This is a genomic window from Candidatus Micrarchaeota archaeon, assembly GCA_028866575.1.
Classification (GTDB): domain Archaea; phylum Micrarchaeota; class Micrarchaeia; order Micrarchaeales; family Micrarchaeaceae; genus UBA12276.
Window position 1 is genome coordinate 126,624 of sequence record JAGWHU010000001.1, and the last position, 24,950, is coordinate 151,573.

Annotated in this window: 27 protein-coding genes and 1 tRNA gene; 7 read left to right on the forward strand and 21 right to left on the reverse strand. The window is 49.3% G+C overall.

Going from position 1 to position 24,950, the window contains the following annotated elements:
* The first annotated feature begins 41 nt into the window (after positions 1 to 41).
* Together lonB and KGI06_00775 are read left to right on the forward strand one after the other, a co-directional pair.
* Entirely contained in the window at positions 42 to 2,084 is a 2,043-nt protein-coding gene (gene lonB / locus KGI06_00770) for an ATP-dependent protease LonB (protein MDE1870757.1), read from the forward strand.
* Positions 2,081 to 3,193: a DNA topoisomerase IV subunit A gene (locus KGI06_00775; GenBank protein ID MDE1870758.1), complete on the forward strand. Its 1,113-nt coding sequence runs from the start codon at positions 2,081 to 2,083 to the stop codon at positions 3,191 to 3,193. The genes lonB and KGI06_00775 overlap by 4 nt, the downstream gene beginning before the upstream one ends.
* Here the strand turns inward: KGI06_00775 and KGI06_00780 are convergent.
* The 13 genes from KGI06_00780 to KGI06_00840 all read right to left on the reverse strand — a co-directional run bounded on the left by KGI06_00780 (position 3,185) and on the right by KGI06_00840 (position 14,419).
* Positions 3,185 to 4,012 (reverse strand): hypothetical protein, encoded by an 828-nt coding sequence (locus KGI06_00780; GenBank protein MDE1870759.1) that lies wholly within the window; start codon positions 4,010 to 4,012, stop codon positions 3,185 to 3,187. The two genes, KGI06_00775 and KGI06_00780, sit on opposite strands and share 9 nt — an antisense overlap.
* A gap of 10 nt (positions 4,013 to 4,022) precedes the next feature.
* The gene (locus tag KGI06_00785) at positions 4,023 to 5,339 is read right to left on the reverse strand and encodes a CpaF family protein (GenBank protein MDE1870760.1); all 1,317 of its coding nucleotides are present in this window, start codon (positions 5,337 to 5,339) and stop codon (positions 4,023 to 4,025) included.
* A 64-nt stretch (positions 5,340 to 5,403) separates the two neighbouring features.
* Positions 5,404 to 6,474, reverse strand: a complete 1,071-nt coding sequence (locus KGI06_00790; GenBank protein MDE1870761.1) for a 3-deoxy-7-phosphoheptulonate synthase — start codon at positions 6,472 to 6,474, stop codon at positions 5,404 to 5,406.
* 186 nt (positions 6,475 to 6,660) lie between these two features.
* Positions 6,661 to 7,077, reverse strand: coding sequence for a hypothetical protein (locus KGI06_00795; protein MDE1870762.1), 417 nt, complete (start codon positions 7,075 to 7,077; stop codon positions 6,661 to 6,663).
* Between the two features lie 16 nt (positions 7,078 to 7,093).
* The gene (gene ftsY / locus KGI06_00800; protein MDE1870763.1) at positions 7,094 to 8,035 is read right to left on the reverse strand and encodes a signal recognition particle-docking protein FtsY; all 942 of its coding nucleotides are present in this window, start codon (positions 8,033 to 8,035) and stop codon (positions 7,094 to 7,096) included.
* 254 nt (positions 8,036 to 8,289) lie between these two features.
* Entirely contained in the window at positions 8,290 to 8,718 is a 429-nt protein-coding gene (gene pfdA, locus KGI06_00805) for a prefoldin subunit alpha (GenBank protein ID MDE1870764.1), read from the reverse strand.
* A gap of 61 nt (positions 8,719 to 8,779) precedes the next feature.
* Positions 8,780 to 9,445 carry a translation initiation factor IF-6 gene (locus tag KGI06_00810; GenBank protein MDE1870765.1) on the reverse strand — a complete coding sequence of 222 codons (666 nt, stop codon included), beginning with the start codon at positions 9,443 to 9,445 and terminating at the stop codon, positions 8,780 to 8,782.
* A gap of 12 nt (positions 9,446 to 9,457) precedes the next feature.
* A complete protein-coding gene (locus KGI06_00815) occupies positions 9,458 to 9,868 on the reverse strand; it encodes a hypothetical protein (protein ID MDE1870766.1) in 411 nt (136 codons plus the stop codon).
* Between the two features lie 4 nt (positions 9,869 to 9,872).
* Positions 9,873 to 10,028: a 50S ribosomal protein L39e gene (locus KGI06_00820; GenBank protein ID MDE1870767.1), complete on the reverse strand. Its 156-nt coding sequence runs from the start codon at positions 10,026 to 10,028 to the stop codon at positions 9,873 to 9,875.
* Positions 10,029 to 10,037: 9 nt separating this feature from the next.
* Complete coding sequence (locus tag KGI06_00825) at positions 10,038 to 10,346, reverse strand: hypothetical protein (protein ID MDE1870768.1); 309 nt, start codon at positions 10,344 to 10,346, stop codon at positions 10,038 to 10,040.
* Positions 10,347 to 10,354: 8 nt separating this feature from the next.
* The gene (locus KGI06_00830; GenBank protein MDE1870769.1) at positions 10,355 to 10,765 is read right to left on the reverse strand and encodes a 30S ribosomal protein S19e; all 411 of its coding nucleotides are present in this window, start codon (positions 10,763 to 10,765) and stop codon (positions 10,355 to 10,357) included.
* A 90-nt stretch (positions 10,766 to 10,855) separates the two neighbouring features.
* The gene (locus KGI06_00835; protein ID MDE1870770.1) at positions 10,856 to 12,652 is read right to left on the reverse strand and encodes a hypothetical protein; all 1,797 of its coding nucleotides are present in this window, start codon (positions 12,650 to 12,652) and stop codon (positions 10,856 to 10,858) included.
* 30 nt (positions 12,653 to 12,682) lie between these two features.
* Positions 12,683 to 14,419: an ATP-binding protein gene (locus KGI06_00840; GenBank protein MDE1870771.1), complete on the reverse strand. Its 1,737-nt coding sequence runs from the start codon at positions 14,417 to 14,419 to the stop codon at positions 12,683 to 12,685.
* Positions 14,420 to 14,495: 76 nt separating this feature from the next.
* On the opposite strand from KGI06_00840, the gene KGI06_00845 reads away from it, so the two are divergent.
* Both KGI06_00845 and KGI06_00850 read left to right on the forward strand, forming a co-directional pair.
* Positions 14,496 to 15,137: a sulfite oxidase-like oxidoreductase gene (locus KGI06_00845; protein ID MDE1870772.1), complete on the forward strand. Its 642-nt coding sequence runs from the start codon at positions 14,496 to 14,498 to the stop codon at positions 15,135 to 15,137.
* A 30-nt stretch (positions 15,138 to 15,167) separates the two neighbouring features.
* A tRNA-Ser gene (locus KGI06_00850) sits at positions 15,168 to 15,291 on the forward strand.
* An 18-nt stretch (positions 15,292 to 15,309) separates the two neighbouring features.
* Here the strand turns inward: KGI06_00850 and KGI06_00855 are convergent.
* A complete protein-coding gene (locus KGI06_00855) occupies positions 15,310 to 15,840 on the reverse strand; it encodes an HPP family protein (GenBank protein MDE1870773.1) in 531 nt (176 codons plus the stop codon).
* Between the two features lie 94 nt (positions 15,841 to 15,934).
* Here KGI06_00855 and KGI06_00860 point away from each other — a divergent pair, with 94 nt between their 5' ends.
* Positions 15,935 to 17,647, forward strand: a complete 1,713-nt coding sequence (locus tag KGI06_00860) for a CYTH domain-containing protein (protein ID MDE1870774.1) — start codon at positions 15,935 to 15,937, stop codon at positions 17,645 to 17,647.
* 30 nt (positions 17,648 to 17,677) lie between these two features.
* Positions 17,678 to 17,878, forward strand: coding sequence for a hypothetical protein (locus KGI06_00865; protein ID MDE1870775.1), 201 nt, complete (start codon positions 17,678 to 17,680; stop codon positions 17,876 to 17,878).
* A 27-nt stretch (positions 17,879 to 17,905) separates the two neighbouring features.
* Here KGI06_00865 and KGI06_00870 read toward each other — a convergent pair whose 3' ends face one another.
* Positions 17,906 to 18,502 (reverse strand): hypothetical protein, encoded by a 597-nt coding sequence (locus tag KGI06_00870; protein MDE1870776.1) that lies wholly within the window; start codon positions 18,500 to 18,502, stop codon positions 17,906 to 17,908.
* Between the two features lie 36 nt (positions 18,503 to 18,538).
* Entirely contained in the window at positions 18,539 to 20,464 is a 1,926-nt protein-coding gene (locus KGI06_00875; protein ID MDE1870777.1) for a DUF4382 domain-containing protein, read from the reverse strand.
* A 272-nt stretch (positions 20,465 to 20,736) separates the two neighbouring features.
* Between KGI06_00875 and KGI06_00880 the strand changes: the two genes are divergently transcribed.
* Positions 20,737 to 21,678, forward strand: a complete 942-nt coding sequence (locus KGI06_00880; protein ID MDE1870778.1) for an aldo/keto reductase — start codon at positions 20,737 to 20,739, stop codon at positions 21,676 to 21,678.
* Here the strand turns inward: KGI06_00880 and KGI06_00885 are convergent.
* The 5 genes from KGI06_00885 to KGI06_00905 all read right to left on the reverse strand — a co-directional run bounded on the left by KGI06_00885 (position 21,642) and on the right by KGI06_00905 (position 24,814).
* A complete protein-coding gene (locus tag KGI06_00885; protein MDE1870779.1) occupies positions 21,642 to 22,184 on the reverse strand; it encodes a methyltransferase in 543 nt (180 codons plus the stop codon). The two genes, KGI06_00880 and KGI06_00885, sit on opposite strands and share 37 nt — an antisense overlap.
* An 82-nt stretch (positions 22,185 to 22,266) precedes the next feature.
* Positions 22,267 to 22,566 carry a hypothetical protein gene (locus KGI06_00890; GenBank protein ID MDE1870780.1) on the reverse strand — a complete coding sequence of 100 codons (300 nt, stop codon included), beginning with the start codon at positions 22,564 to 22,566 and terminating at the stop codon, positions 22,267 to 22,269.
* A gap of 284 nt (positions 22,567 to 22,850) precedes the next feature.
* A complete protein-coding gene (locus tag KGI06_00895; protein ID MDE1870781.1) occupies positions 22,851 to 23,600 on the reverse strand; it encodes an NAD-binding protein in 750 nt (249 codons plus the stop codon).
* Positions 23,601 to 23,603: 3 nt separating this feature from the next.
* Entirely contained in the window at positions 23,604 to 24,380 is a 777-nt protein-coding gene (locus KGI06_00900) for an NAD-binding protein (protein ID MDE1870782.1), read from the reverse strand.
* 2 nt (positions 24,381 to 24,382) lie between these two features.
* Entirely contained in the window at positions 24,383 to 24,814 is a 432-nt protein-coding gene (locus KGI06_00905; protein ID MDE1870783.1) for an NAD-binding protein, read from the reverse strand.
* Positions 24,815 to 24,950 lie beyond the last annotated feature (136 nt).

Below are 24,950 nucleotides of genomic sequence, written 5' to 3' on the forward strand. Positions count from 1 at the left end.
TTGACTATATATATTGTGTACTCATTTTGGTAGAGACTAACATGGCTAAAACCACCGAAAACGTAAAGATACCTAGCAAGCTCATCGATCAGGTCATAGGGCAGAAAAAGGCAGTCGACATAATAAAGAAAGCCGCAAAGCAAAGGAGGAACGTACTGCTGATAGGATCCCCTGGAACCGGAAAGACGATGCTGGCGCAGGCAATGGCCGAGCTGCTGCCGCCTACGGAGCTTGAGGACATACTCGTGTACAGGAACTTCAACGACGAAAACGTCCCGATAGTCAAGGCCGTCAAGACGTATCCGGACCAGAAGTCTCTGGAGAAGCTCGGGGACGGGCAGGGCAGGCTGATACTGCAGAAGGAGCGCATGAAAAACAGGCTAGCTATGAACAAGGGCAATTCTGCAATAGGGCCAATAGTAACCGTGCTTGTCCTGATCCTCATGGGCCTGACGCTCTTCGGAGTTATAAAGGGATACAACATAATAGTTGTGGCTGCTGTGATTCTCGGGATAATGGTATTCGGATCCGTCGCGCTGCTCGTAAGCGGGCTTGCCAGAAGGGTAGGGCTCCCGGGAATGTCTGAGGGCAACGAGCCTAAGCTGATAGTTGACGACTCTGGTCTTACGCATGCCCCGTTCACTGATGCTACAGGAGCCAAAGCAGGAGCTCTGTTCGGAGACGTGCGGCACGACCCACTGCAATCCGGCGGCCTGGGAACGCCGGCGCATCTTAGGGTAGAGAGCGGGGCCGTCCACAAGGCCAACAAGGGCGTTCTTTTCATTGACGAGGTGTCAAATCTTGATCCGAGGTCGCAGCAGGAGCTTCTGACTGCACTGCAGGAGAAGAAATACTCGATAACGGGCCAGAGCGAGATGAGCTCAGGCGCGCTCGTAAAAACGGAGCCGGTGCCCTCCGACTTCATACTTGTCGCAGCAGGAAACGTCCAGGACCTGCAGCGCATGCATCCTGCCCTGAGGTCGAGGATAAGGGGCTACGGGTACGAGGTGTTCATGGAATCCACGATGGATGACACTGCCGCTAACCGCGCACTGCTCGTGCAGTTCATAGCACAGGAGATAAAGAAGGACAAGAAGATACCACAGTTTGAGCAGAGCGCCATAGACGAGATAATAGAGGAGGCTAAGAGGAGGGCAGGCAGGAAGAACAGGCTTACGCTCATACTCAGGGATCTTGGAGGGCTTGTAAGGGCTGCAGGGGACATAGCAATAGAAAAAAAGAAGAAGCTCGTGACAAAGGAGGACGTGATCGACGCAAAGAACCTCGCGTCGCCCATAGAATCGCAGATAGTGCTTCAGGAGCTTGAGTTCAGGAAGGACTACAGGGTGTTTACAACCCACGGCTACGCGATAGGCAAGGTCAACGGCCTGGCTGTTATGGGCAGCAGCTCCACATATGCAGGTGTCGTTATACCCATAGTTTCCGAGGTGGCTCCCGCTGGCTCAAGGTCCGAGGGCAAATTCATACCAACCGGAAAGCTGGGCAAGGTTGCCAACGAGGCGGTGAAGAACGTAAGCGCGATAATAAAGAAGCACATGGGCAGGGACATAGCCAACTACGACATGCATGTACAGTTCCTCCAGATAGAGGGCGTTGAGGGAGACAGCGCAAGCATATCCGTAGCTGTCAGCATAATATCAGCAATGGAGAACGTGCCAATAGACCAATCCATAGCTATGACAGGATCATTGTCTGTGAGGGGCGAGGTGCTGCCTGTTGGCGGCGTCACGAGCAAGGTCGAAGCCGCTGTGCAGGCAGGGATAAAGAAGGTCATAGTCCCTGCAAGCAATGCCGACGACGTGGTCCTGAGCAAGGACAAGCTCAAGGGCGTAGAGATACTGCCGGTAAAGACCCTTGCGGAGGTGCTGAAATACGCGCTCAAGGACAGCAAGCGCAAGGAGGACATAATAAAGGAGCTCGAGAACTACGAGCTCTCGTCATCAGGCCAGCGTAGGCACGACCACAACGTCAAGACTGGTGCGCCTGTAGGACAGGAAGGGGAGCCTGCACAAAAACCCAAAGCGAAAAAACACGCAAAACCAAGGGGCAAAAGAGCAAGATGAAGAACCCAAAGCCGAAGGAGAAGGACGCAAAGGCCAGCCTTGAGGAGTTCGGGGAAAAAATAGTAAAGGACATTGAATACAAGAGGAACCCGAAATTCGTGACAAAGGTAAGGACGAGGTCGAACATAGTATACGACGACAAGAAGGGCTACCTTTCCCTAGGGCCGTCCCAGGAGGAGCGCAACTTCCTGAATACCGCGCAGTCGAAAAGGTTCATGCAGACCGTCGCAATAGCTTCAAAGTGCCACAAGTTCGTGAAGGAGAACCTGCACACCACTATAAGGGGCCTTTACTACCAGCTCAAGTACTCCCTGGGAGAAGATGTAGACGAGAACATATTCAACGAGCAGGCGGAGTCGAATCCGATAATAGAGGACCTCGAAGTGGCAATGGACCTTAAGAGGGAAGACCTGCACCTCAACGCAAACAGGAAGGGCGTGCTAGCCGGGAACGTAAAGATAATGGACACTTTCGGGAACGAGCGCCAGCAGATAGATGCCAGCAAGATGGGGAGGAGCGGATGGGCCATACCAAGCGACGTGGACAACGACATAGAGTTCATAGACGTCAAGGCTAAGTACGTTCTTGTTGTCGAAAAGGATGCGCTATGGAACAGGCTAAACGAGGACGGGATATGGAAGAAGGAGAACATGATACTCATATCCCCGCAAGGCCAGGCCGCAAGGGGAACAAGGCGGCTCATAAGGAAGTTCGCGGACATGGACCTCCCGATATACGTGTTCAACGATGCCGATGCGTGGGGGTGGTACATATACTGGACCATAAAGACCGGCAGCATGAACCTCGCCTACATAGGCAGCGACATAGCAACCCCCGAAGCGAGGTTCATAGGCGTTACGATGTCGGACATAGAGGAATTCGATTTCCTGAAGAGCCTGACGCTCAAGGCAACCGAAGTCGACCTTAAGAGGGCCGAGGAGATGCTCTCGTATCCATGGATAAACAAGCACAAGGCCTGGGAGGAGGAGCTGAAAAAGGTGCTGAAAACTAAGGCGAAGCTGGAATCCGATGCGCTGCAGGGTCCAAAGCTGACGTTCGTTGGCGACTACCTGAAGGAAAAAATAAAGAACAAGGAATTCCTACCCTGACTTGTTTATCGTCAGCTTCACGCCGCCAATCCTGGGAACCAGCGCGTTGTACACCCACGCCTGCACGAAAGTTGATGCAAAACCTATTATGAAGTACAATATCGGGTACGTTATTATCGCAAATGCCCCTGCCGTGGAGGTGTGCGCGCTCAGTGAAGCGAAATACGCTATCGTCCTGAAGGCCCCTGCTATGAAGCCTATTATTGCGCCTATGACCGCCTCTATCTTGGCATAGGACATCGGGTCCACGCGACTGAGCTCCCTGCCGTTTAAGGAGAATTTCACCCCGCCTATCTTCGATGCGACGAAATTGTATACATACACCAATACCACTGCCATTACGAAAAGGCCTACAGCTAGGCATATTGCAAGTATGAATATGCTTGCTACGCCCAATGCAGCAAACCTGAGCGACCCTGATGCAAGTCCAACTATCGCCACTATTATCCCTATCAAGGCTCCTACTATGGCACCGCAAGCCGCGAAAACCTTTGCAGTCGACATCGTGTCTATGCTGTTTAGCCTGCCCCTGTTTTTCCCAAGGTCCAGCCTTATGCTTCCTGTCCTGTAGGAAATTTCATTGTACAGGAAAGCCTCTATCGCAACAACCATGAATCCCACCACCGCGAGGAACACCGGCAGCGCTATGATTATCGCAGCCCCCCTGAGAAAAGTAGGGAGGTGGGAAGGCCCCAGTACTCCCGCAAGCGACGCGGCAAACAGGAATATAAAAACCGCAATGACGAAACCGAAAATCAGCTCTATTGCAGCCGCCATCTTGGCAGCAGAGAACGCGTCTATGTGCTTAAGTTTGTCCATGTAATCAACATCATACGCGCACGGCAGGCTGCACGCCTGTCACGCCAAGGCTTTTGAGCGCCGAGTCTGGATTGTCGTAGTATTTCTTCACCAGGTCGCTTATGTGGCTTATGCTTCTCTTCCCCTGCTTGTTCAGGGTTTCCAGTATTATTGCCCTTACCCTCTCCTCTGCAAGTATCTCGGTTGGGGGTACCCCGAGCAGATTGGCAAGCATGTCCCTGTAGGTTACGCTCGGAAGTATAGGAGAGCCCCTCCTTGTCTTGTAGTCGTATTTGTAGAGATCTGAGAGCAGCACCTGAGTCTCTATCCCTGAGATTTCCGATATCTGGGTGACCTTCCTGTACGAGGTGTCTGCGTTGTAGAAAGGAGACACCACAACCAGCGCGTCTATAACCGGCACTATGTCCATCGGAACGTTCATTGGCGTGTGCTGCAGCCTGTTTACTATGTCCCTCGAGGAGGAGCCGTGTATGGTCCCCATGGCTATCTTTCCTATGTTCATCGCCGTGATCATGTCGTTGGCCTCGGCGCCCCTCACCTCTCCTATTATTATCAGGTCCGGCCTCATCCTGAGGGCGTTCTTGACAAGCGCCTCCATGGGTATGTCCTCGCTTGTCTCGAGGTTCACGCAGTTTTCCTGCGTCGAAGTGTTAAGCTCGTACGTCTCCTCTATCGTTATTATGCGCTGGTCCGGCCTGAAAAAGGAGAACATCGCATTGAGCAGCGTAGTCTTTCCCGCTGCTGGAACCCCGCCTATGAGCAGGTTTGCGGGCCTCACCTTGAGCCCATCAACATACAGCCAGAGCCTTGCAGCTATCTCGTAGTCCATCACGTTTGTGTTTATCAGATCTAGTATGCTCAGCGGCGTCTTCTTCTGGTTCCTTATCGATATGTTGTAGCCTAGGGGGCTAGAAACGACGTTGGCCCTGCTTCCGTTAGGAAGGTGTATGTCCACTATGTTGCCGCTGTACTTTGAGTTGGTAAGGTAAAGCTTAAGTTTCGCCACAAACCTGTTCAGGTGATCCCTGTCATCGATCTTGCTTTCTATCTTCATGCTCCCCCTTTTGGAGCTGAATGCGAATATGTTGGTGGTGTTGTTTATCATTATGTCCTCAATGTCCTCGTCTGCAAGAAGCTCTGCTATCGGGGCGAAATCGCTCATGTCCTCTATAATGGCGTTAATCTCCGAGTGGCTTATGTCCGGGTAGTGCTTCTTTGCTATGGCCTTTATTATGTCGCTCCTCCTGTCGCCATCGACTATCTCCGAGAACTTGCCCACCATCTGCTTTAGTATTTCCTCCTCTGCATTCAGCAGGCGCTTGTCCATTGCACCACACTGATACTATAAAATAAGAAAGTATATAAAGATACAGAAGTGTTCTGGCATATGGCTATAGCTTTTCGTATGCCCAGCCGAGCATATGTTCTGTCGTTTCCCAGCTTACGCACGGATCGGTAATCGATACGCCATAACGCAGCTCAGCAAGGTTCTTTGGTATGTCCTGGCTTCCTTCATTGATGTTGCTTTCCACCATCAGGCCTATGATCGACGGGTTTATCTTTCCTGCATACTGGTTGATTACGTTGTTCCACACGTATTGCTGCAGTTCGTGTTTTTTCCTCGAATTCGCATGGCTGCAGTCAACCATCACCACTTCTGGGAGCTTCTCCGAGCGCAGCTTTTCAGCAGCCTGCCGAATGCTGTCATAATCATAGTTTGTCTTTGAATGCCCGCCGCGCAGGACCACATGGCTGTTCGGGTTCCCCGTAGTCCTGACTATGCTGGTTATGCCGTCCTCGTTTATCCCGAGGAAGCTGTGCCCATACTGCGTGGCCTTCATTGCATCTATTGCTATTTGCAAACTGCCATCTGTTGCATTCTTCAGCCCTACCGGCATAGAAAGCCCGCTCGCCATCTCTCGGTGCGTCTGCGATTCGGTAGTGCGTGCGCCTATCGCAGCCCAGCTGATAAGATCTGCAGTATACTGCGGAACTATCGGATCAAGGAATTCAGTAGCTGTCGGAAGGCCAATGCCGTTGATCTTGAGCAGTATCCTGCGCGCAAGCCTGAGTCCCTTCTCTATGTCCTGCGAGCCGTTTAGGTTTGGGTCGTTAATCAGCCCTTTCCAGCCTACTGTAGTGCGCGGCTTCTCAAAGTATACGCGCATTACTATCTCCATTTTGTCGGAGAATTTTTCACGCAGGCCGTTGAGCCGCGTCGCATAATCAATCGCGCCCGCCTCATCGTGAATCGAGCATGGCCCGGCTATGACAAGAAGGCGCGGGTCTCTTTTCCCCAAAATCTCTATAATGCGTTTGCGGCTCTTGGCTACTACAGCATCTACTGATTTATCTGTGGGCAAATCCGCTTTCAGCTCCCTCGGAGATGGTAGACGTATGAACTCCTTTATGTGCAGGTTATCCTGCTTTCCAGTACTGCGCTCCAAATATTTTTCTACCATAAAATACATCTGAATTATTCAATATGCCCTTTAGACGGTCTTGTACCCTTTAATAGATGCCTGAAAAAACATAAATAACATGTGTTCCATTTTTGCAGAAGAAATGGGCTTATCATTGTGCGTACCTAATTTTGGGTCATGGAGGAATAGGCGCACAATTGCATTTGCACCGCCCGAATTTTTACATCAGGCACGCTTTTTTGCGATGATGCCCTTTATCTCGCCTGGCGTTTTGCCTTTGAAATAACCATGCAGGACATTGCCCTCTATCTCTTTTTCGGCGAAAATAGGCTTTCCATACCCGAAAGCAAGGCCAAAGTGCAATGCACTGGAAGGCTCTATCTCGCCTGTCGGGTTATGCACAAAAAGAACATCCGATTGCCTTATTGCCAAAGCTGTCTCGTTCGCGTCCACTTTCCTTATAATGCGGGCCATGTCTGTGTAATGGTCCTTCCCCCTAAGGAGTGCAAAATCAATCGCAGGTACCTCCATCGGGCTCATTGGCGACACTACGACAAACCCTGCCGATTGGAATTCGTTTATCCTCCGTTTAAGGCTGTCGTAATGATTCCGAAACGACCCCGAAACAAACACGCTAACCATATAAACCAATCCCTGCTTAGCTGCTTGAAGGTACTATCGCGTCTACTATGTAATTTGGGTTGTAGGGCATGAGCGCATCGTAGCTCTCGCCAACCCCGAAGAAAAGGACAGGTATTCCGGTAGTGTGGGATATGGACAGTGCCCCGCCTCCCTTGGCATCGCAGTCAAGCTTCGTAAGTATTATTCCGTCAATCTTCACGAACTTGTTGAATTCCAGTATCTGCTCAGCTATCTGGTTTCCTGCAGTACTTTCCCCGACGAACACCGTAATGTCCGGCTTTGCTACCCTGACCATCTTCTGTATCTCGTTGATTAGGCTCTTGTTCGTTTCCTGCCTTCCTGCACTGTCAATCAACACAAGGTTGATCCCGTGGGCCTTCGCATACGCTATGGCGTCAAAAGCTATGCTTGCCGGATCGGCTCCATAAGCGCTTTTTATGACCGGAACGCCTATCGCCTTGGCGTGGTGCTCTATCTGCTCTATCGCAGCCGCGCGGAAAGTGTCGCTCGCGGAAAGCACGTTGCTTATCCCCTTCTCCTTGAAGCGGTGTGAAATCTTCGCTATCGTAGTTGTCTTGCCGGCTCCGTTGGGCCCGAGGAAAAGCATCTTCACGGGCAGCTCGTCGGCCTTTTTCCTCATCTCCACGAACTCGTCAACATTTACTGCGCTGCCCGAATAGAGCACAGAGAAAAGCGAGCTCCTTACGCTTTCCACTATGCTTTCCCTTATCCTCTTCGATTCTATCTTCTGCTCCTTCAGCTTGGAATGCAGGTCGCTTATGAAAAGCTCTGCGGTATTGTAGGAAACGTCAGATTCCAGCATCGATATTTTCAGCGTATCAAGGAAATCGTTTATCTCCGGCTCGCTGAGCTTTATCGTACCTACGAACGCGCTTTTAATCTTTGTCTTAAGCGACAATTTTATCGGACTTGGATCTCCGCGCTTGACTTTGTCCATGATTTTCTCTTTTGGCGCCTCCGCCTTCCCTGGCTCTTCCATGCCTTTTGTTTCCCGGCTGTCTGCTTCTGCCTTTTCTTGCGGCGCATCGCCTTCTTCAGCCAGTGCCTCCTGCTTTCTTTCCTCTGCCTGCTCCGCGGCTTCGCTCTCCGGTTTTTCATCGCGACCTTGCTTATTCTCCTTTTCCTCCCTTTTTATGAAGCCCTTGACTGCATTGGAAAGCTTCTTTCGCAACTCGTCGAACATGCATATACCTAGCGCGAGTTCTCTATCCTGTATGAAACTTCAAGAAGCGCGCTCTCTACCTCCTTCTTGTTTTTAGTCAGCCTGTTTAGATCCTCTGTCCGCTTCTTTATCAGCTCCGCAGCATGCGTCTTCGCAGAGTCTGTGTCCTTCTCGATGACATAGCCCTCGCCTATCCCAACAAGCACCTTGCTCTGGTCTTCCACCTTCCCTACAAGGTAAAAGTCCCCGCCTATGCCTGTGAGCGTGTCCTTGCCCTTCACAAGGCCTATATTCTCAAGCGTTTTCTGCGCGGAATTGAGCTCCTGCAGCTCGCGCAACACCATGTTTATCGAGTTGTTTATCATCGCATACTGGTTCTGGTAAACCTGCTGTATGTACCTCAGCTCCTCCATGCTCTGCTGCTTGAATGCCTCGCCATCCCCCTCTCCGTTTGCCATATAATCATACTCATTTGAAAGCTTATATTACTTTTTGCGCCAGAGCCTCATATGCGATATCCTACTCCAGCGCGTCCAATATCCTTGCAAGCTCGTATCCTGTCGTAGTGTCCCCTACGACCAGTCCGTTGGAGTTTGCTATGGTGGCGAGCCCTATGGCGAGCGCACCGGTGTTTGCTGTTGTTATGGTTGAATCGAATCCGCTAATCCTGTCCCAGTCGCTTTTTTCCTTCGCGGTGCTCTTGTTGTTCATCACCAGCCCCCTGTTCGTGAGTATGCTGTTTGCCCCCACTGTCTTGAACCCGTCCACCTGCGCCCTTATGACCTCTACATCCAGCGCATCGCCTATCTCCACGCACTCCTTTTCGCTGTAATCCGGGTTTACTATGGCCATCCTGTCGTTGGCGAGTATGTTGCTTCCAACTGCATTAAGGCTGCTTTCAAGCACGCATACGTTGATGTCCAACCCTGCATTTTTGAGCCCGCTTACCTCGTTGTCTATCGCAAGGTTTGATATTATTATGCCGTTGGAGTTGGCCCTGGCGAACAGTCCTATGAGGTCGGATCCGGATACCTTAAGGTCTATGCACCTTACCCCGAGGACCTTGGCCATCATCTCCTTGCTGTTTCCTGTCAGCCCAGCCCCTGCAAACAGGAAATCGTCAGTGGCAGTTGCAAATACCCCAATATAGTCGCTGCCCATTATGTTGTACTTGGCTGCCTCCATCTGAATCAGTGATTAGGATTTGGTCTGCTTGGTGTCGCTTTTCTTCAAGTCGGCAGCACCAGAGCCCTTCTTCGTCTCGGGTTTTGCGCTTGGCATCGCAGGCCCCTTGGGCTGCGCCTTGGCAGCCGCATCCTTCTGCGGCTTCGCCTCCTGGGCCTTTGCTGCTGCCTTCTGCTCGAATGGCGTGACCGTGGTGATATCCTTGTCTATGCTTATGCTTACCTTAAGCGGCTTCATGCTGTTTATGTATTTCTTCATGACGATGACGTTCAGTTCCTTGCTTATCCTTATGTTGTCGCTTCTTATGTTGGTTGATTTCGCTATCCTGTACTTCAAATAAGTGGAAATCCTCATGGGCCTCTTCCTCCTCGGCTGCTTTACAAGGTATTTCCTTATGTTTATTGTAATGAGCCTGTTTGCCATCCAATCACTTCACGTCCAGCTTCTGGCTCCTCCAGTTCCTGTTGAACCTGTTCTGCTGCAGCCTCCTGTGGGTCCTAAGAGTGGCCAGCAACGGCATCCTGCGTGCCTGCTTAAGCTTCTTCCCAAGCCTCTTTTTTTCGTAAGCGCTCTTTTTCGACATCTTTCCACTTCATTTGCGTTTAAATTCTATTGTTGGTTCATCCTTGTATGTTATCTTTTCAAGTATGGACTTGAGCTGCGCATCCGTTATCTTCCCCTTTATCCTGTTCGTCTGCGCGAGCGACACTATCATGTTGACGAGCTGGTTGTATAGCTCGTAGTTCGATGCCTTTATGTTCATTACTCTCTCATATGCCTGTGGTTCGAGGAACTGCCTCATTATGCCCTTCTTCTGCTCCTCGATCTGCGCAGTTTTCAGCGCGTCAGAAAGCCTTTTCCTGAGCCTCTTCTGGTACTGCTCATCATCGCCCTCTTCCATAAAAGCACTTAAGCGTTATTCAGCTCCTTGGCTATCTTGTCCATGAATGACCTGCCCTGCGGCGTTATTATCCTTCCGGACCTGGTGTTCTTGACGTAGTTCAGCTTCTCAAGCCCCTGCAGCGCGTCCCTTATTATGCTGCCTCCAGCGCGTATGTGGTGCCTCCTGTGTACCACGTGCTCCTTCCTGGACCCGTACCTTGTCCTTAGCCTTGAAACGCCTATCGGGCCGTTTATGTATACCTGCCTCAGTATCGATGCGCTCCTCACGTAGAAGAAATCCACGTCGTCCGGAACCCTCTCCTTGTTGGGCCCTGATTTTACGAAATCCACGTAGGACGGCTTAACTATCTTGCCCTTTAGCCTTTCAGCCGCTAGCCTTACCACGTCCGAGGACTTTACATCGTATACATTCGCCATTTACTCACAAATTAGAGCAGCAACTAGACAGAACAGATTAATAATAAGCCCATAAACATATTAATACCTTGCCCTCATCGCAGCCGCAATCTAAGGCACCGAAATCCTATACCTCTCCGATTCTATGTAATATTGGTTGAATGCGGATACGTAAAGCGTAGTGTTCCCGTTCACGAGCGCCAGCTGGTAACGCAGGGTGTAATTGAGCGACGAATTGGGCTCAAGCGTGGAATTCAACGACGAGTTCAGTATGTATTCATAGCCGCCCGGATCCCTGCTCACGATGTAAAACGACAGCGGCTGCGGGTAATCAACATTGCTCCTCACAGTGACTATCACTCCGCCCAAGCTGAAAGGCCCGACGAAGCCAGCCTTCCCGTATATTATCGGGGTTATCTTCTCTATCCTGAACGAGCCGCTGTTGGAATACGAGGCATGGCTCAGTATTGCCAGCGATGCAAAAACCGCAAGAATGGCGCCAAGCGCGTAGAGCATGGGCTTTTTGCTTCTGATGATGTCTTTTGCCGCGCTATCTTCCTTGACGTAATAGATCGCAATTATTACCGGTATGAAAGGTATACCGTATATGGAGATGTTCCTCCATGCGAGGAAGAATACCATAATGGGGGCAACCGCTATGAGCGGCCTGAGCGTATCGGTGTACAAATAAAAAGCGCCAAGCAGCGCGATTATCGTTGAAATGGAAAGTGCCGCAGGATACCACGAATGCACAGGATAATACGATACGAGAAGCTGCATGATGTTCGGCCCGAATACCACGAGCTTCGAAAGCCCGAACACCGCAAACACATTGCCTACAAAGGCCCTCGGGGAAAGCAGCAAGAAATACCCGTTGACAAGGAGGAACGCAAGCACCGCGAAGCCTATGCACCTTGCGGTGTGCGCACTTCCATGCTCCCTATAGGCAAGTATGAAAAAGAAAGGTATGGCGAACCACGCCAATTGCACTATGCTTGCCGAAAGCCCTATGAGTATCCCTGAAACGATTGCCCTCTTCCTCTCGAGATAGGCAAGCAGGAAAAGGACGGAAACCGCAAGGTACTGGTTGACTGTCCCTACGAGCGTGTATGTAATCATGAGCCATACCCCTATCGGTATCAAGGCAAGCTTGTTGTATCCGGATCTGCGGTAAATTACGTATCCCATAAGCACTGAAAGGAATATCAGTATGATTATGAAGGCGAAAAAGTTGGAGATTCCTAGGATAGGCATGAACAGGTACGGCAAAAAGCTAAATGCCGGGTAATCGTACGCGTATTCAAAAGTGCCGTTGAGCTGGACGGTCGGGAATATGTTCCGCTGCTGCAGGATCGGCTGCATGCTTGCGGTATAGGGGTTTATCCCGTGCGCAAAAAGATAAGAGGAATAGTAATTGTAAGCCAATTCGTCTATTCCATTCCAGTTGACGCTCCTGAAGCTGTACATTACAGAATAAGATGCAACCGATATTATGGCAACGCCGATTATCACAGTAATCCAGAACCTGTACGATTTCATCCCGTTTGTCAGTCTCATGAGCGCATACATTCCGGCTATTGAAGCCGCAACCGCACCAGATGAAAGGAGCAATATCACCGGTATCTGCGAGTACGCGGTGTGTGCTATCCCGTCGAAGTATACCTCGAAGAGCACCAGTCCTGCAACTGCGATGACTGAAAGAATTGCCAGCCTATCCGCCTTTATTCCGAATACGTAGTTTGAGGCCCTGCACCAGTGCAGCACCAATATAATCAATGCCGATGAGAGTGCAATCAGGAACACGATGGCCATCGATGCTACGGAGAAGTACTGCTGCCCTGTGTACAGGATGTATGACAAGGCAATGAATACTATGGCAGCAGACAAAAGCAAAGAGACGCGATCCATGGAATCCCTTAAGTATTTGCATTTTAGGCCTTAACCGTGCGAGCCCATTACGGCTATAATGGAATCCATATCGCTGGCAGGTATTATATCTATTCCTGTACTGCCGAACTGCTCCTTGTAGTGCTGGAATTCCGCATCATTTGTTATCATGAGCACCACCGGATATTTCTCAAGCCGCATGGATATCATCCTTAACGTGCTGCCATTGGACTTGGAGCCCGTCTCGTACTCTATAGCTATCCTCTTACCATTGGCGCTGGATATTATGTCAGGGCCTTTTGAGTTGTCAACTATCCTGCTCATTAATCCGTGCGATTTTAGCAATTCAGATATCTTCATTACCATTACCTCGTGCTCTATGCTTACGGAGCTGTTGTGGGCCATTATCCACCTTTCCTCATTTCCATCATGGCTAAAAGTAAAACTGTCCAAGGTCCCATCGCCCTCGAGCTTTTCCAGGGAGCCTTCCAAATCTACTCCCATGGCGCGCAGATCGTCATACCTTATCGGGCGCCTTGCCTTTGCCCTGATGATGCCGTAAGCCTCGGATCCAGAAACCATAAAATCGCAAAAGGCCGGCAATTCGTCGAATTTAGGCGTCGATACGACTACTGGGTCCCTGAAGTGGTTGCTTACGATTATCGCCTGGTTCTGCCTCAGCCTTGATATCCTCGCCTTTACCAGCTCCGACATGCTGGAATCGCTTCCCGAAAGCACCCTTGATATGTAATTAATCTCGGAAGGCTCCCTTGCATAGAAGGTCGCGAACGTGGCGCAATTCGCCATTATCTTCCTGTTTAGCGTGCTTGCAGCGTGCGTCACTATTATGACCCCCAATCCATATTTTCTGCCCTCCTCTATCAGCTTTGATATCACTGAGTTGTTGTTGGAGTTGTCCACCAAGAACTGCGCCTCGTCTATCATCACGTAGAGCCTGACGCTGCTTTGCTTGTCGCTGTCGTGCATTGTCGCATAAAGCCTGTTCAGGAGCTCGCCTATGTATATGAGCTGTACTTCCTTGCTCTTGATTCCACCCAGGGAGAAGGAATGTAGCCCGTCATTCAAACCCTCCATGCTTATGAATCCGCCTGTAAATGCGTAGCTGTTAAGCAGCGATATGCGGGCCCTGAGGTGCACAAGTGTGTTCCTTTCTCCGACGCTCTTGGAATTCCTTATGAATATGCTCAGCTCGTCAATAAGGTCCTTAACCGTGGGTGTCCTGGCCAAGCTCCTGTCAAGCCGGCTCCTGGCGCCGGCCTTCCTGTAGGTGTACCAGAGGCACTCGCTCAATTTTGTTGCCTGTATGTATCCGAGGGAGTAGACCTCCTTGAGCAGCCTTGAAAGCTCGGATATCCTTTCGGACACGCTTGCACCGTCCAATTCAAGTATGTTTATCCCTGAATAGAGCGCATTGTGCACCACCCCGTCCATGTTCCTCACCATAGTGGAATGCTCGTCGTGTGCATCGAACAGTATGCAGGATATCCCCGACTTCCTGATGTCAAAGAGCAGGGACTTGAAAAGCGTGCTTTTGCCGAATCCGCTCATACCTGATATTACGACATGGGGGTTGGCCTCCAGTTGCGGACATATGTAGATGGCTCCGCTCTTCCTCCGCCATCCGTGGTAGCTTCCAGAATACGCCCTGTCCCTGCTAAAATTAACGTCCAGATTGCGATGCATAATCTCGCATTTTTCCCCGAACCTGAGCCTGAGAAGGCGCTCATCCTTCCTAATTCTTAAAAATCCAAAAACCTTTTTTTCCAAACTTACAATATTGTCAATTATACCAAACATTTAAGCACCACAAAGTAATTTAAATTTCAAAAAGAGAAGTACTGTTATGGCAAGCAGGGTTCCGCCTGGTCAGGTAGTGACCAAGACGTTTCCGGTGTTGAGCGCTACAGACCCTCCGGAAACAGACCTTGACGCATTCAGGTTCAGGGTGTTCGGCGCAGTGGACAACCCATATTCTATGACGTGGAAGGAGCTAATGGCCATGCCTAAGGTAAAGAAGACCCTTGACATATCATGCGTGACCCATTGGAGCAGGCTAGATGACGTATGGGAGGGGATATCGATGAAGGCTGTGCTTGAAAGGGCAAGGCCAAAGGGAAAATTCGTGATGCAGCACTCAAGCCTAGTCGGCTACACTACCAATGTGCCGATGGAAAACTCGACGACCGAAAATGCCATGCTGGCGTACAATTTCAACGGGAAACCGTTGGAGCCCAAGCACGGAGGCCCGCTAAGGGCCGTAATACCGGAGCTTTATTTCTGGAAGAGCGCAAAATGGATTGACGGCCTGGAGGTCATGGAAGAGGACAGGCCCGGATTCTGGGAGGTAAGGGGCTACAACATGCACGGCGACCCGTGGAAGGAGGAGCGCTACTGGGACGTCGCTGAGAGCGTCAGCAGCATACTCAAAAGGGTCCTGAACGTAAGGCAGCACAAGGAGGAGAAAAGCCAGGAAAAGCAACAATAATATATTAATGCGTGGGAAATACCTTTAGGTGCCAGGGTGGCGGAATCCGGTAACGCGCCGGTCTTGAGCTTCAAAGCGTCAAGAGCTGATTGGTGATGCGAACAGGGCAACCGGTTTCCTCACGGAATTTAGGGTTCAAATCCCTACCCTGGCGAATTTTCCATATGGCAGGTCATTTGTGCTCAATGTCCTTGATGATGTCCTTTTCGACTATATACATAAACTTCTCGAGGACCATCCTAAGGAAAAGGAGTATAACAACGCCGGCAGCAACAACAAGGACCCCGTAGATGTCTATCCTGAAGAGCACGAATGCCATCGCAATGCCTATTGCTGGCGGGTGCTCCGCGCCTCCTATATACATTACCAGGGAGAAAAAGAATATGACTATGCCTGCAACGACATACAGCGGAAGCGCATACAGCATGTAGAAGCCTGAAAGGCCCAGCAAAGCGCCGAATATATACGCCTTTACGAAGCTGCCAATCTTCGCGGCCTTCGACTTCGGCATCATGAAGAGAACGAAAGCGCTGGTGCCGAAGGATGCAAACAATATCGCTGAGGACCCGCTCCCGTACGATAAGTCAAAATTCAGGTAATAGAGTATTAGGGTAAGGATGGACACTGCAAGTGCGGTAAGCGTCGCAGGTATTACCTTGTTCTTAAGAAGAGTCTCATTTTTCCTTAGATTCCCTTTTTTCATCTAGTCGGATATAAATGCAAAACAAGATATAAAAAAGCGTGCAGAGGTCCTAGCAAGGCTTATATTTTTTGATTCATAAGGTAAATGTGGTGAAATGTCATCAAAAAGGGTCATGAGCGCGCGGTCCGGAGTTTACTCCAAAATTCTGGAGAATAGGGAGATAGAGCGTAAATTCCTTGTTGCAAACCTACCAGACCTTGGGAAATACCAATGCAAGGAAATAGTGCAGGCTTACATATTAAAGAGCGACGACATTGAAATAAGGATCAGGAAGGAGGGTGATGATTATTACCAGACGATAAAGAAGGGCTTGGGGCTGGTGAGGGGCGAGTTCGAGACTCCTACAAGAAAAAAGGATTTCGATACGCTGCGCTCCGGCCTTGCCTCTGGGCGCGAGATCGTAAAGTCAAGATATTACGTGCCATATGCGGACAACACCATTTTTATAGACGTATACAAGGGCGCGCAAAAGGGGCTTGTCGTGGCAGAAGTCGAGTTCAAGAGCGAGCAGCACGCTGCAGAATTCGTCCAACCGTCATGGTTTGGGAAGGAGGTAACCGGAGATGCAAGGTACAGCAACGGAACGATGGCGCTTCAGAATTCAGGCATCAGGATGCTGAGAAGGACACCACGCGCCAGGCCGCTATCTTTGGGGCAAGGTATAGAATACCTCAAAAAGAAGATGGATGCGCTTGACGCTTCACAAAACGGCGCTTTCATAGTGCAGATTGCAGGAGGCTCGGCATCAGGAAAGACCAGCATGGTCGCGAAAAAGGCATACGAAGCCTTTATCGACAGGGCGGTGCTTATTTCGATGGACGATTACTACAACGGCGCAAAATACATGGAAAGGGAAAAAGCAAAGGGCAACGAGATAAACTTCGACCATCCGGATTCTATAGACATGCCGCTCCTAAAATGGCACCTCAGGCAACTGAAGGCCGGAAATAGCATAGAAAAGCCGATATACGACTTCAAAACCGCGGAGAGGATCGGCACTGAAAATGTGGAGCCAAAGAAGATAATAATACTGGAGGGGCTTTTCGCCCTCAACGACGAGATAGCGCCAGAGGGCAAAATCAGGGTATTCGTCGATACGGGAGTACACGGTAGGGTGATAAGGAGGCTGCTTAGGGACTCTGAAAGATCCAGCTGGAAACCAATCGAAACGATGCGATACATGATGGACGTCGTGGAGCCCATGTACAGGAAATATGTCGGAACTACAAAAAGCAACGCCGACATAGTCATAAGCAATGAGTACAACCCGGACAAAGAGGCAAACAGATCCAATATCAGGGAAGTCCAGATAAAATACAAACTGAATTTGGACCAGGAGCGACTTAGGGCCATAGGTGCGGAAAGGATCATGTCATCGGTGCAAAGGGATTGCTATTACGCACCGGAGAACGGCCAATTCAAAAAGACTGGCGAGCTGCTCAGGGTGAGGAGCGAGGGCAACAAGATAGTGCTGACGTACAAGGGTCCCAGGAACGGCCCGCTAAATGAAAGGCCGAAGTTCGAGTTCGAGATAGATCCAGAAATAGAGAGAAACCTCCTTTCCATATATGGCAGCGAGTCAAAGACCATAGAGAAGACTAGGACGCTATACAGATACAACAACCTCGTATTCAGCATCGATGGCAACGTCCTAAAAACCGAGAACGGCAGGAAAACCAGCCTTGGGGACTTCATCGAGATGCGCTTCCCGGAAAACAGGATAGACGAGTCGCTTGCAGCTGATCTTTTAAGGAAACTGAAGGCTGACAGTCCCGCAAGGATAGCTGAGTCGTATCACGAGATGTAACGCACCGCGTAAAAAACAAAAAAGGATTCAATGAGGAAGGAGATACTTGTACCAGGGCTGGGCTGGATTTCATCAGGCATAGTATCCATTGCAGTGTGGTATGTGCACCCAGTAACGAGCCACCTGCTGCTCTACATAGGCGTATTGACGATTGCCGTGGGCATTTCATTGCTTGTCTCAAGCAAAAGGCTTTCGGCAATTATAGACGAATACAAAAAGACAAAAAAATAAAGAAAAGAAAACGGGGATCTGTCAAATTCAATCTGAACCATGCGACTCGTTGTCGTTGTGCTCAACCATCATCGGGTGCATATGCGTACCGTTTATGGTATTTGATGATATGCACGTCTGAAGCTTGCCGAAAGAGCCGTTCAAATCCGACCTGAGCGTCTGCACCTGCGTCTTATTCTTGACAGCACTAAATGCATCGCCGAAAAGCACCATCAGCTCGCCCCTGAATGCTATCAGGTCGCCCCTTAAGGTGTGCACAGAAGCGTTGCTCCCTATGTCTGCCTGCAGCTTCGAATTCGCTTTGTCTACTCCCGAAGAGTTCAGGCTTACGTTAAGCACATTTGACGCTACCGGAGCGGCAGAATCAACGAAAGTCGTCTTGCACTGCACCAACGCGCCCAGCTGCTGCTTACTGGTTACGAATTTCCCGAATCTGCCCCACAAACCCATTCTCATCAACCCATGGCCCATTCCATGATTCTCAGCAAAATTCGGGGTTTCATTCAGCGCATTTGAATTCAGGACGCTGCTTCCGTTATGCCTGAAGTTCAGGCTTACCGCGCCTATGCTTGCCGCCAATATGGCTGCTGTTGCAATGAATACCAACAATATCTTCGTTTTCATGTCATCACTTTATTTGTCATATCGTTATCATGTCTATCATATGCTTGAGTTCACCATGCTTACCGCATTGGCGCTTATCGTCCCGGTGGAATTGAGCACCCCTCCTGTATTGCTCGTGATGGAGTTGATTCCTGCTACGACATTAGAGGACGAGCTTGCACCAGTTTCGGGAAGGCCTATGGTGCTTGTCGTGGCGCTCGATAAGGTTGTGCTGCTTGATGCCTCTACGGTGCTTGTTACTGAAACGCTATCCGTAGAATTTAGGTGCACGTGCCCTACATCTATTGCTATTTCGGAAATGTTTCCCGTTATGCCTGCACCGCATGAGAGCGCGCCATTTTGCAAGCTGCATTGCGTGCTGAAAGCGCCATTACTTGAATTATTGACTGATATGTTCAGCTCCGAGCTGCTCCCGCTGGATCCTCCCCTGCTCATCAATCCGTGGTTGAGCGCCGATGCGCTTATGTTCTCCTCAACGTGCTGCGAGCCTGCATTCACCACGTCCTGCACTGTTGCATTCCCTGAAAACCCTTCTGTTGAGTTCGTGGCTATTCCTATCGGCCAGCACCTTCTCACCGCGACTTTGCCTGAAGAGGTGCTTATGTACGTCGGATAGCAGCAATTTATCACAGGTGGGTGCGAGCTTATGCCTGTTACGCTTACCTTTGATGTCGTCCCGACCTGGACGTTGCTGCCTATCACTGCGGTGCTGTTGTTTTCGAACGGGTGCGCGTACAGGGCGCAGCACATCCTGATCAGCGATGCATCGTCCTTTGCGCTTATGTTAAAGCTGCTCCCGTTCTGCGGCAGCTGGCTTATGCAGCTGTTGTAGGCTATCCCTGCAAGGGACTTGCTCTGGAAGCCGGCGCTGTGGTTGCTTCCAGATATCCCTATGCCTCCTGTAAGGTTCAGAATGCTACTCGCATCTCCTCCTATGATTATGCCGGTCCTTGTCCTGACTATTACAGGTATCTTGGCGCTGCCGTAAAAGTTGATCCTCCCGTTCGATGAAACTATGTTTATGTCCTGCGGAACTGAATAATTGCTTACCATGGTGCCATTTTGGTCCATGCCCTCCTCAAACTCCCTTTTTATCATGCCCGGGCCATTTGCTACTATTATGGAGCTTTGGTTAAGCTGCAGCTGATTGTCTGAAACATGCCTGAGGTTAACCACGGGCATCATGACTATGCTTCCGCTTCCCGTAACGTGCAGCGAATGCTCTAGGTCGAAATCTATGTTTATCCAGTTTGTTGTGTCATTTGTTATGTTGAAATCCACCATCATCCTCAGCTTTCCTGAAGGCAGGACTACGCTCTCCTTCGTGCCATTTACGGTTGCCGTTACGTTCGATATGTTCAACACAACCTCGTCATAGATCCCATTGCTCAGCGTTATGCCTGCGAGTATCGTGGATATGTTCTTGAGCTGTACAAGATCAAAGCTCTTCGCCTGCAGGGGTATGTTGTACCACTTCCCTGTCGTATCACTGTGTATGCTTGCGCTGTCGGCGGTGACTACCAGCGAGCTTATGTTGTAGAATGACGGCGCATCTGAAACTGTGAATATCGTGCTGCCTATGGGCACCGCCGCACCTGGCGCAAGATAGACCATATTGCTTGATGCAACATGCGGATTACCATGGAATATCAAGAATGCCGCAACCAGGGCTATTGCAATGGCTGCAAGAGGCACTGCAATCCTTTTTGGATCTATCCACCTGTTCACATTGGGCCTATTAAGTATCTCGTACCTGCTATTGTCCCTGATAAGTTCATAATATTTCCATTTTCTCGGTCTATCCTCAACAAGCCTTATCGTTCCAGAATCTGTAAGTTCCTGCAGATGCTGGCTGATTGTTGAAGGTGCAAGACCTAGCCTGTTGCTGATGTCTGTTAGGGTAACATTCCTTTCACCCAGGATTTCAATAATCTTCTTTTTGGTATCTCCTGTTTTGCTCATCCTAACACCTGTTATCTATGACTTCCGATAAGTATATAAAAGATACCCATCTTTTCGGTTTTCATTTCGGTTTTACGACGTAAAATATGCATAAAATATTTCGGTAAAATTTAAGGAAATTTTATTAGCGGAATAATATATCGGAAACAAACCGTAATGTAAAAATATTTCGGTTTTCGCAATGATTACTGATACCGAATTAAATAAATCATGCATTTATACCTAAAGCACCAATAATTGATGAATAAACAGCATAAGCTTCTGGGATATGAATGATGAGGCACAAAACACTTGGCGATACTGGCGAACGCCTTTCGGAAATAGGAATAGGCACATGGAAAATGGGCATCAATCCGGAAAAGGAGACACTGGCGCTGCAATCCGCGCTTGATGATGGCATTAATTTAATAGACACTGCAGAGATGTACGCAACCGAGGCGATTGTGGCCAAGGCCGTAGAAGCACGTAAGGGCGTATTCATAGCCACAAAGGTTTCCCCTAATCATTTCAAATATAATGATCTGATAAATTCATGCGATGCAAGCCTTAGAAGGCTTGCCGTAGGGCAGATAGACCTATACCAGCTCCACTGGCCGAATCACCGTATAAGCATAAAAGAGACGATGCGCGCAATGGAAGACCTTGCAGAGGACGGGAAGATAAGGCATATAGGCGTAAGCAATTTCAGCGTCAACGAGCTCATAGAGGCCCAAACCGCCATGGACAGGTATGAAATAGTATCGAACCAGGTAGAATACAGCGTGCTAACAAGGGAAATAGAGGAAGACCTGCTCGATTTCTGTGAGGATAATAAGATAACCATAATAGCATACAGCCCGTTCGGCACAGGGCTTTTGTTCGATAATAGGTACCGCAAAACCTTCGATGCATTGGATATGATAGGGAAGCGGCACAATAAAACCGCGGTACAGGTTGCCCTGAACTGGCTTACATCGAAAAAGGGCGTCATAGCGATACCGAAAACCAGCGACCTGGATCACGTAAACGAGATAATCGGTGCGTCAGGCTGGAAGCTTTCCAAAAGCGAGATAAACGAGATAAACTCGCTGAGCCAGAGGAAAGCGCCGCTGGGGGGATTCCTGAAGCCTGTCCTGAAGGGCACCAGCATGTGGGCAGGTGCAATGCAGTCATTCAACGAAAAGAGGATCGCTGCGCGTCAAAACCGCAATACTGCTATGTCCTCAAAAAAATAATGCCCCTTTGAAACAATTTCAGCATGCAGCCTTTCCACGTCTTTCTCAAAGCGGTTGAAGGAGCTTTCAACGATGAGCACGCAATGCCTATCCAAGACATGCTCTTTGTATGAACCTATGAACCTGTCTATGTAGTGCCTGCCGTTCTCGCCTCCGTCTAGAGCCAGATGCTTCATTTCCTTGCTTATTACGTACGGCGGGTTGAATACTATGGTGTTGAACCTTTCACCTATACTGTCGAACATGTCTGATCTCAGGAATTTCCCGGAAACGCCATTCTGCTCGGCGTTCGCCCTGGCGCATTCCAGTGCTTTTTCATCTATGTCGGAGAACGTGACCTCGCATCCTTTGAGCGCAGCTACAATTCCCTGTATTCCCGTGCCCGTCCCGAGATCCAGCACCTTCCCGAACGCGTGCATGTTTACCGACTCGGCAAGCATGTACGAATCCTCGCGCGGCTCATAGACGCCCCTGCATTCGTTTAATTTTATGTCCTTGACGTGCATTAAACCATTGATTGTGCCTGATTAATTTACTACAGCATAAAATAAAAAAGAAAAAGAAAAAAACAAACAAAGCCATGGCCGATTACTCTGGCGGATTGCTGCTGCGCGCTACTGTATAAGACATGCCATTCCTTCCAACTTCCACGTCTATCTTGTAGCTGACCTTCCTGGACTGCTCAGACATCATGCGTTCGCTTATCTTCTTGCACCTTATTGCCTCCTTTATCTGGCTTATGAGTGAGTCCCTCAATCCTATGTCACTCATTCTGGAGTCCAGCATCGCCTCTTCAGTGAGGTCCGCGCAGTATATCCTGCTCATTTCGTCCACCATGGAATCTATACACCTCTCGAGCTCTCGCTCGCTTATGTGTTCCGATCCCATACGTTAACCCCTGAAACGCACCTACGCTACACTACAGGCATAACCTCAGAAAAAGCGCCCGTACACAACAGCACAGGCAATTACCTATTTGTATGGCGCAGTGATGCGCAGCTTTCTTGGTAAAGCTTTGGATTTAAAATATTTATACTTTACTATAAATCTTTTACTTTAATAAATATTGATGTACTAAAAGAAACAAATAAATACTTTTGCATGCATAAATATTACTACCAAGCAAAACTTGGCCAACCTCGGAAACGCGCCTGCGCTTCGGCGCAGGCAAATTAAATGCCCTTTACGCTCTTTTTTGAAACAAGCCTCTTGACTATCTCGTTGCCTATCTCTGTGCCTGCTGTTTCTTCGGCCAGGACCGTCTTGTATGCCCCAGCCTTCTCAAGCCTGTCAGCATTGTCCTCCTTGTTGGCTCTTACTATGACGTCTATGTCCTTATGGGCCGTTTTCGCTGTTATTGAGACGAGGGCATTCTGCATGTCGTCCTTGCTGCATGCGATCACGCACCGCGCCCTATCTATTCCCGCAAGCCTGAACACCTCCGCAGACCTCAGGTCCCCATTTATAGCCAGGCCGTTTTCCCTGTAAAGCTGCCTGAGCTCCTTCTGGTTTTGCGCTATTGTCACGGACTTTATGCCCTGCTTCTTGAGATCTTCCGAAAGCACCTTCGAGAAGCTGTTGTACGGGACTATGATTACGTGTCCGCGCAGATTGTTAATCCTTGAAGATATGATGCGCTCCCTGAGGTTGAAATTGTTTATGAAATCGAAGAACCATGAGGCAAGTAGAACGGTAAGGAGCGGGAATATCGTTGCATCAAGCAGCTTTGAAATGAAGAAGAGCGGGTTGGAGGCCTCGCTGAAGTTGACAAGGTAAAAGCTCACCTGCAGCGAATCCAGCGAATTTTCTATGATTGCCGTCCACAGGCCTACTCCCGCAGCTACTGATAATGCCAGAGATGCAAGAAATAGTACCGCGACTATGAGGATCAGGGTGTATTGGGTTCTCTTAAGGTTCACCATATTTCACACCTTCGATATCCTCTCGCCCAGTTCAACCCCTGCAACAATCTCGGGCACTAGGCATAGGTCCGCACCGCCGCGCTGCATCTTCCTTACGTTCATCTCGTCCCTGGCATTGGATATTATCTTTATCTTAGGATTTGCATTGTGCGCGGTAACTATCCCCAAGAGGTTCGTGAAATCGCTTTCTGTCGCAAATATTATTGCCTTTGCGTTCTTCAGCGATGCATTTTCAAGTACCTTCCTTTCAGTGAAATCCCCCTCAATGACATTGAAGCCAATGTCGCGAAGAAGATTTACCTTTTCCTGGTTTTTTTCTATTATGACAAAATGCATCCTGCCCGCGCCGAGGTCGTTGCAGAGCCTTTCGGCAAGCATTGAATATCCGCATACTATTATGTGCCCCCTCAGGTGCTTTGCGGTTATTGTCTCAAGTTTTGACTTGAGGTCTATGTTTGAAAGAAGGTTTATGAATGCAGCTATAAGGAAACCTATTATGACCACCTTGGCCAGGCCGTCTAGTATCGATACTATGACGAAACTGTAGAAAAGGTAGCCGTAGTTGTTTGCAGCCAGCGCTGCGGTAATGGGCACCCACGAGCCTTCGCCGTTAGCATCGAACAGAGCGGAGAGCGTATAGTAACCCGCGGCATAGATATTGTGCGATATAAGGTCTAGGATCACAACAGAGAACAGCATGAAAAGGATAGTGGCTACTACCAGGATTACTATCACCCTTGTGGCAATGCTTTCCGAAGGGTTTGGATTTGAGCCGGTCATTTTCAGGACTTTAGCTTCTTTATCTCCTTCAATATCTCGCTGCTTGCTGTTCTCTGCGGCATTACTATGTAGTCCGCGCCAACCTCTACAAGCTTCTCCCTGACGAATTCATCGTTAGCCCTAGCGGCTATGAAGAGCCTCTTATTCAGATCGTGCGCGGCAAGGACGGTGAACAGGTTTTTCGCGTCATCGTCGAGCGCAACCGCTATCGCCTTGGCATTTTCTATGCCTGCGCTCTTGAGCGTCCTTGAATACGTAGCATCGCCCTCTATCACGTTATAGCCGAGCTCCCTGAGCATCTGTATCTTCTTCTGGTCATTCTCTATCACTACGAAACTCATGTTGTATTCAAGGAGCACATCCACTATCTTCTGGCCTACAACCCCATATCCGCAAACTATGACATGGCCCTCCAATCCCATCTTATTAGCCATCTATGCACCAAAACATCCATACGGCAAATGATTCAATATTGCAACCAAGCTTTAATAATTGTTGATATGGCATTGAGATATCTAAAAGTTAAATCTGCACTGAAACACCACGGTCCGTTACTCTGGCAAAAGGAAA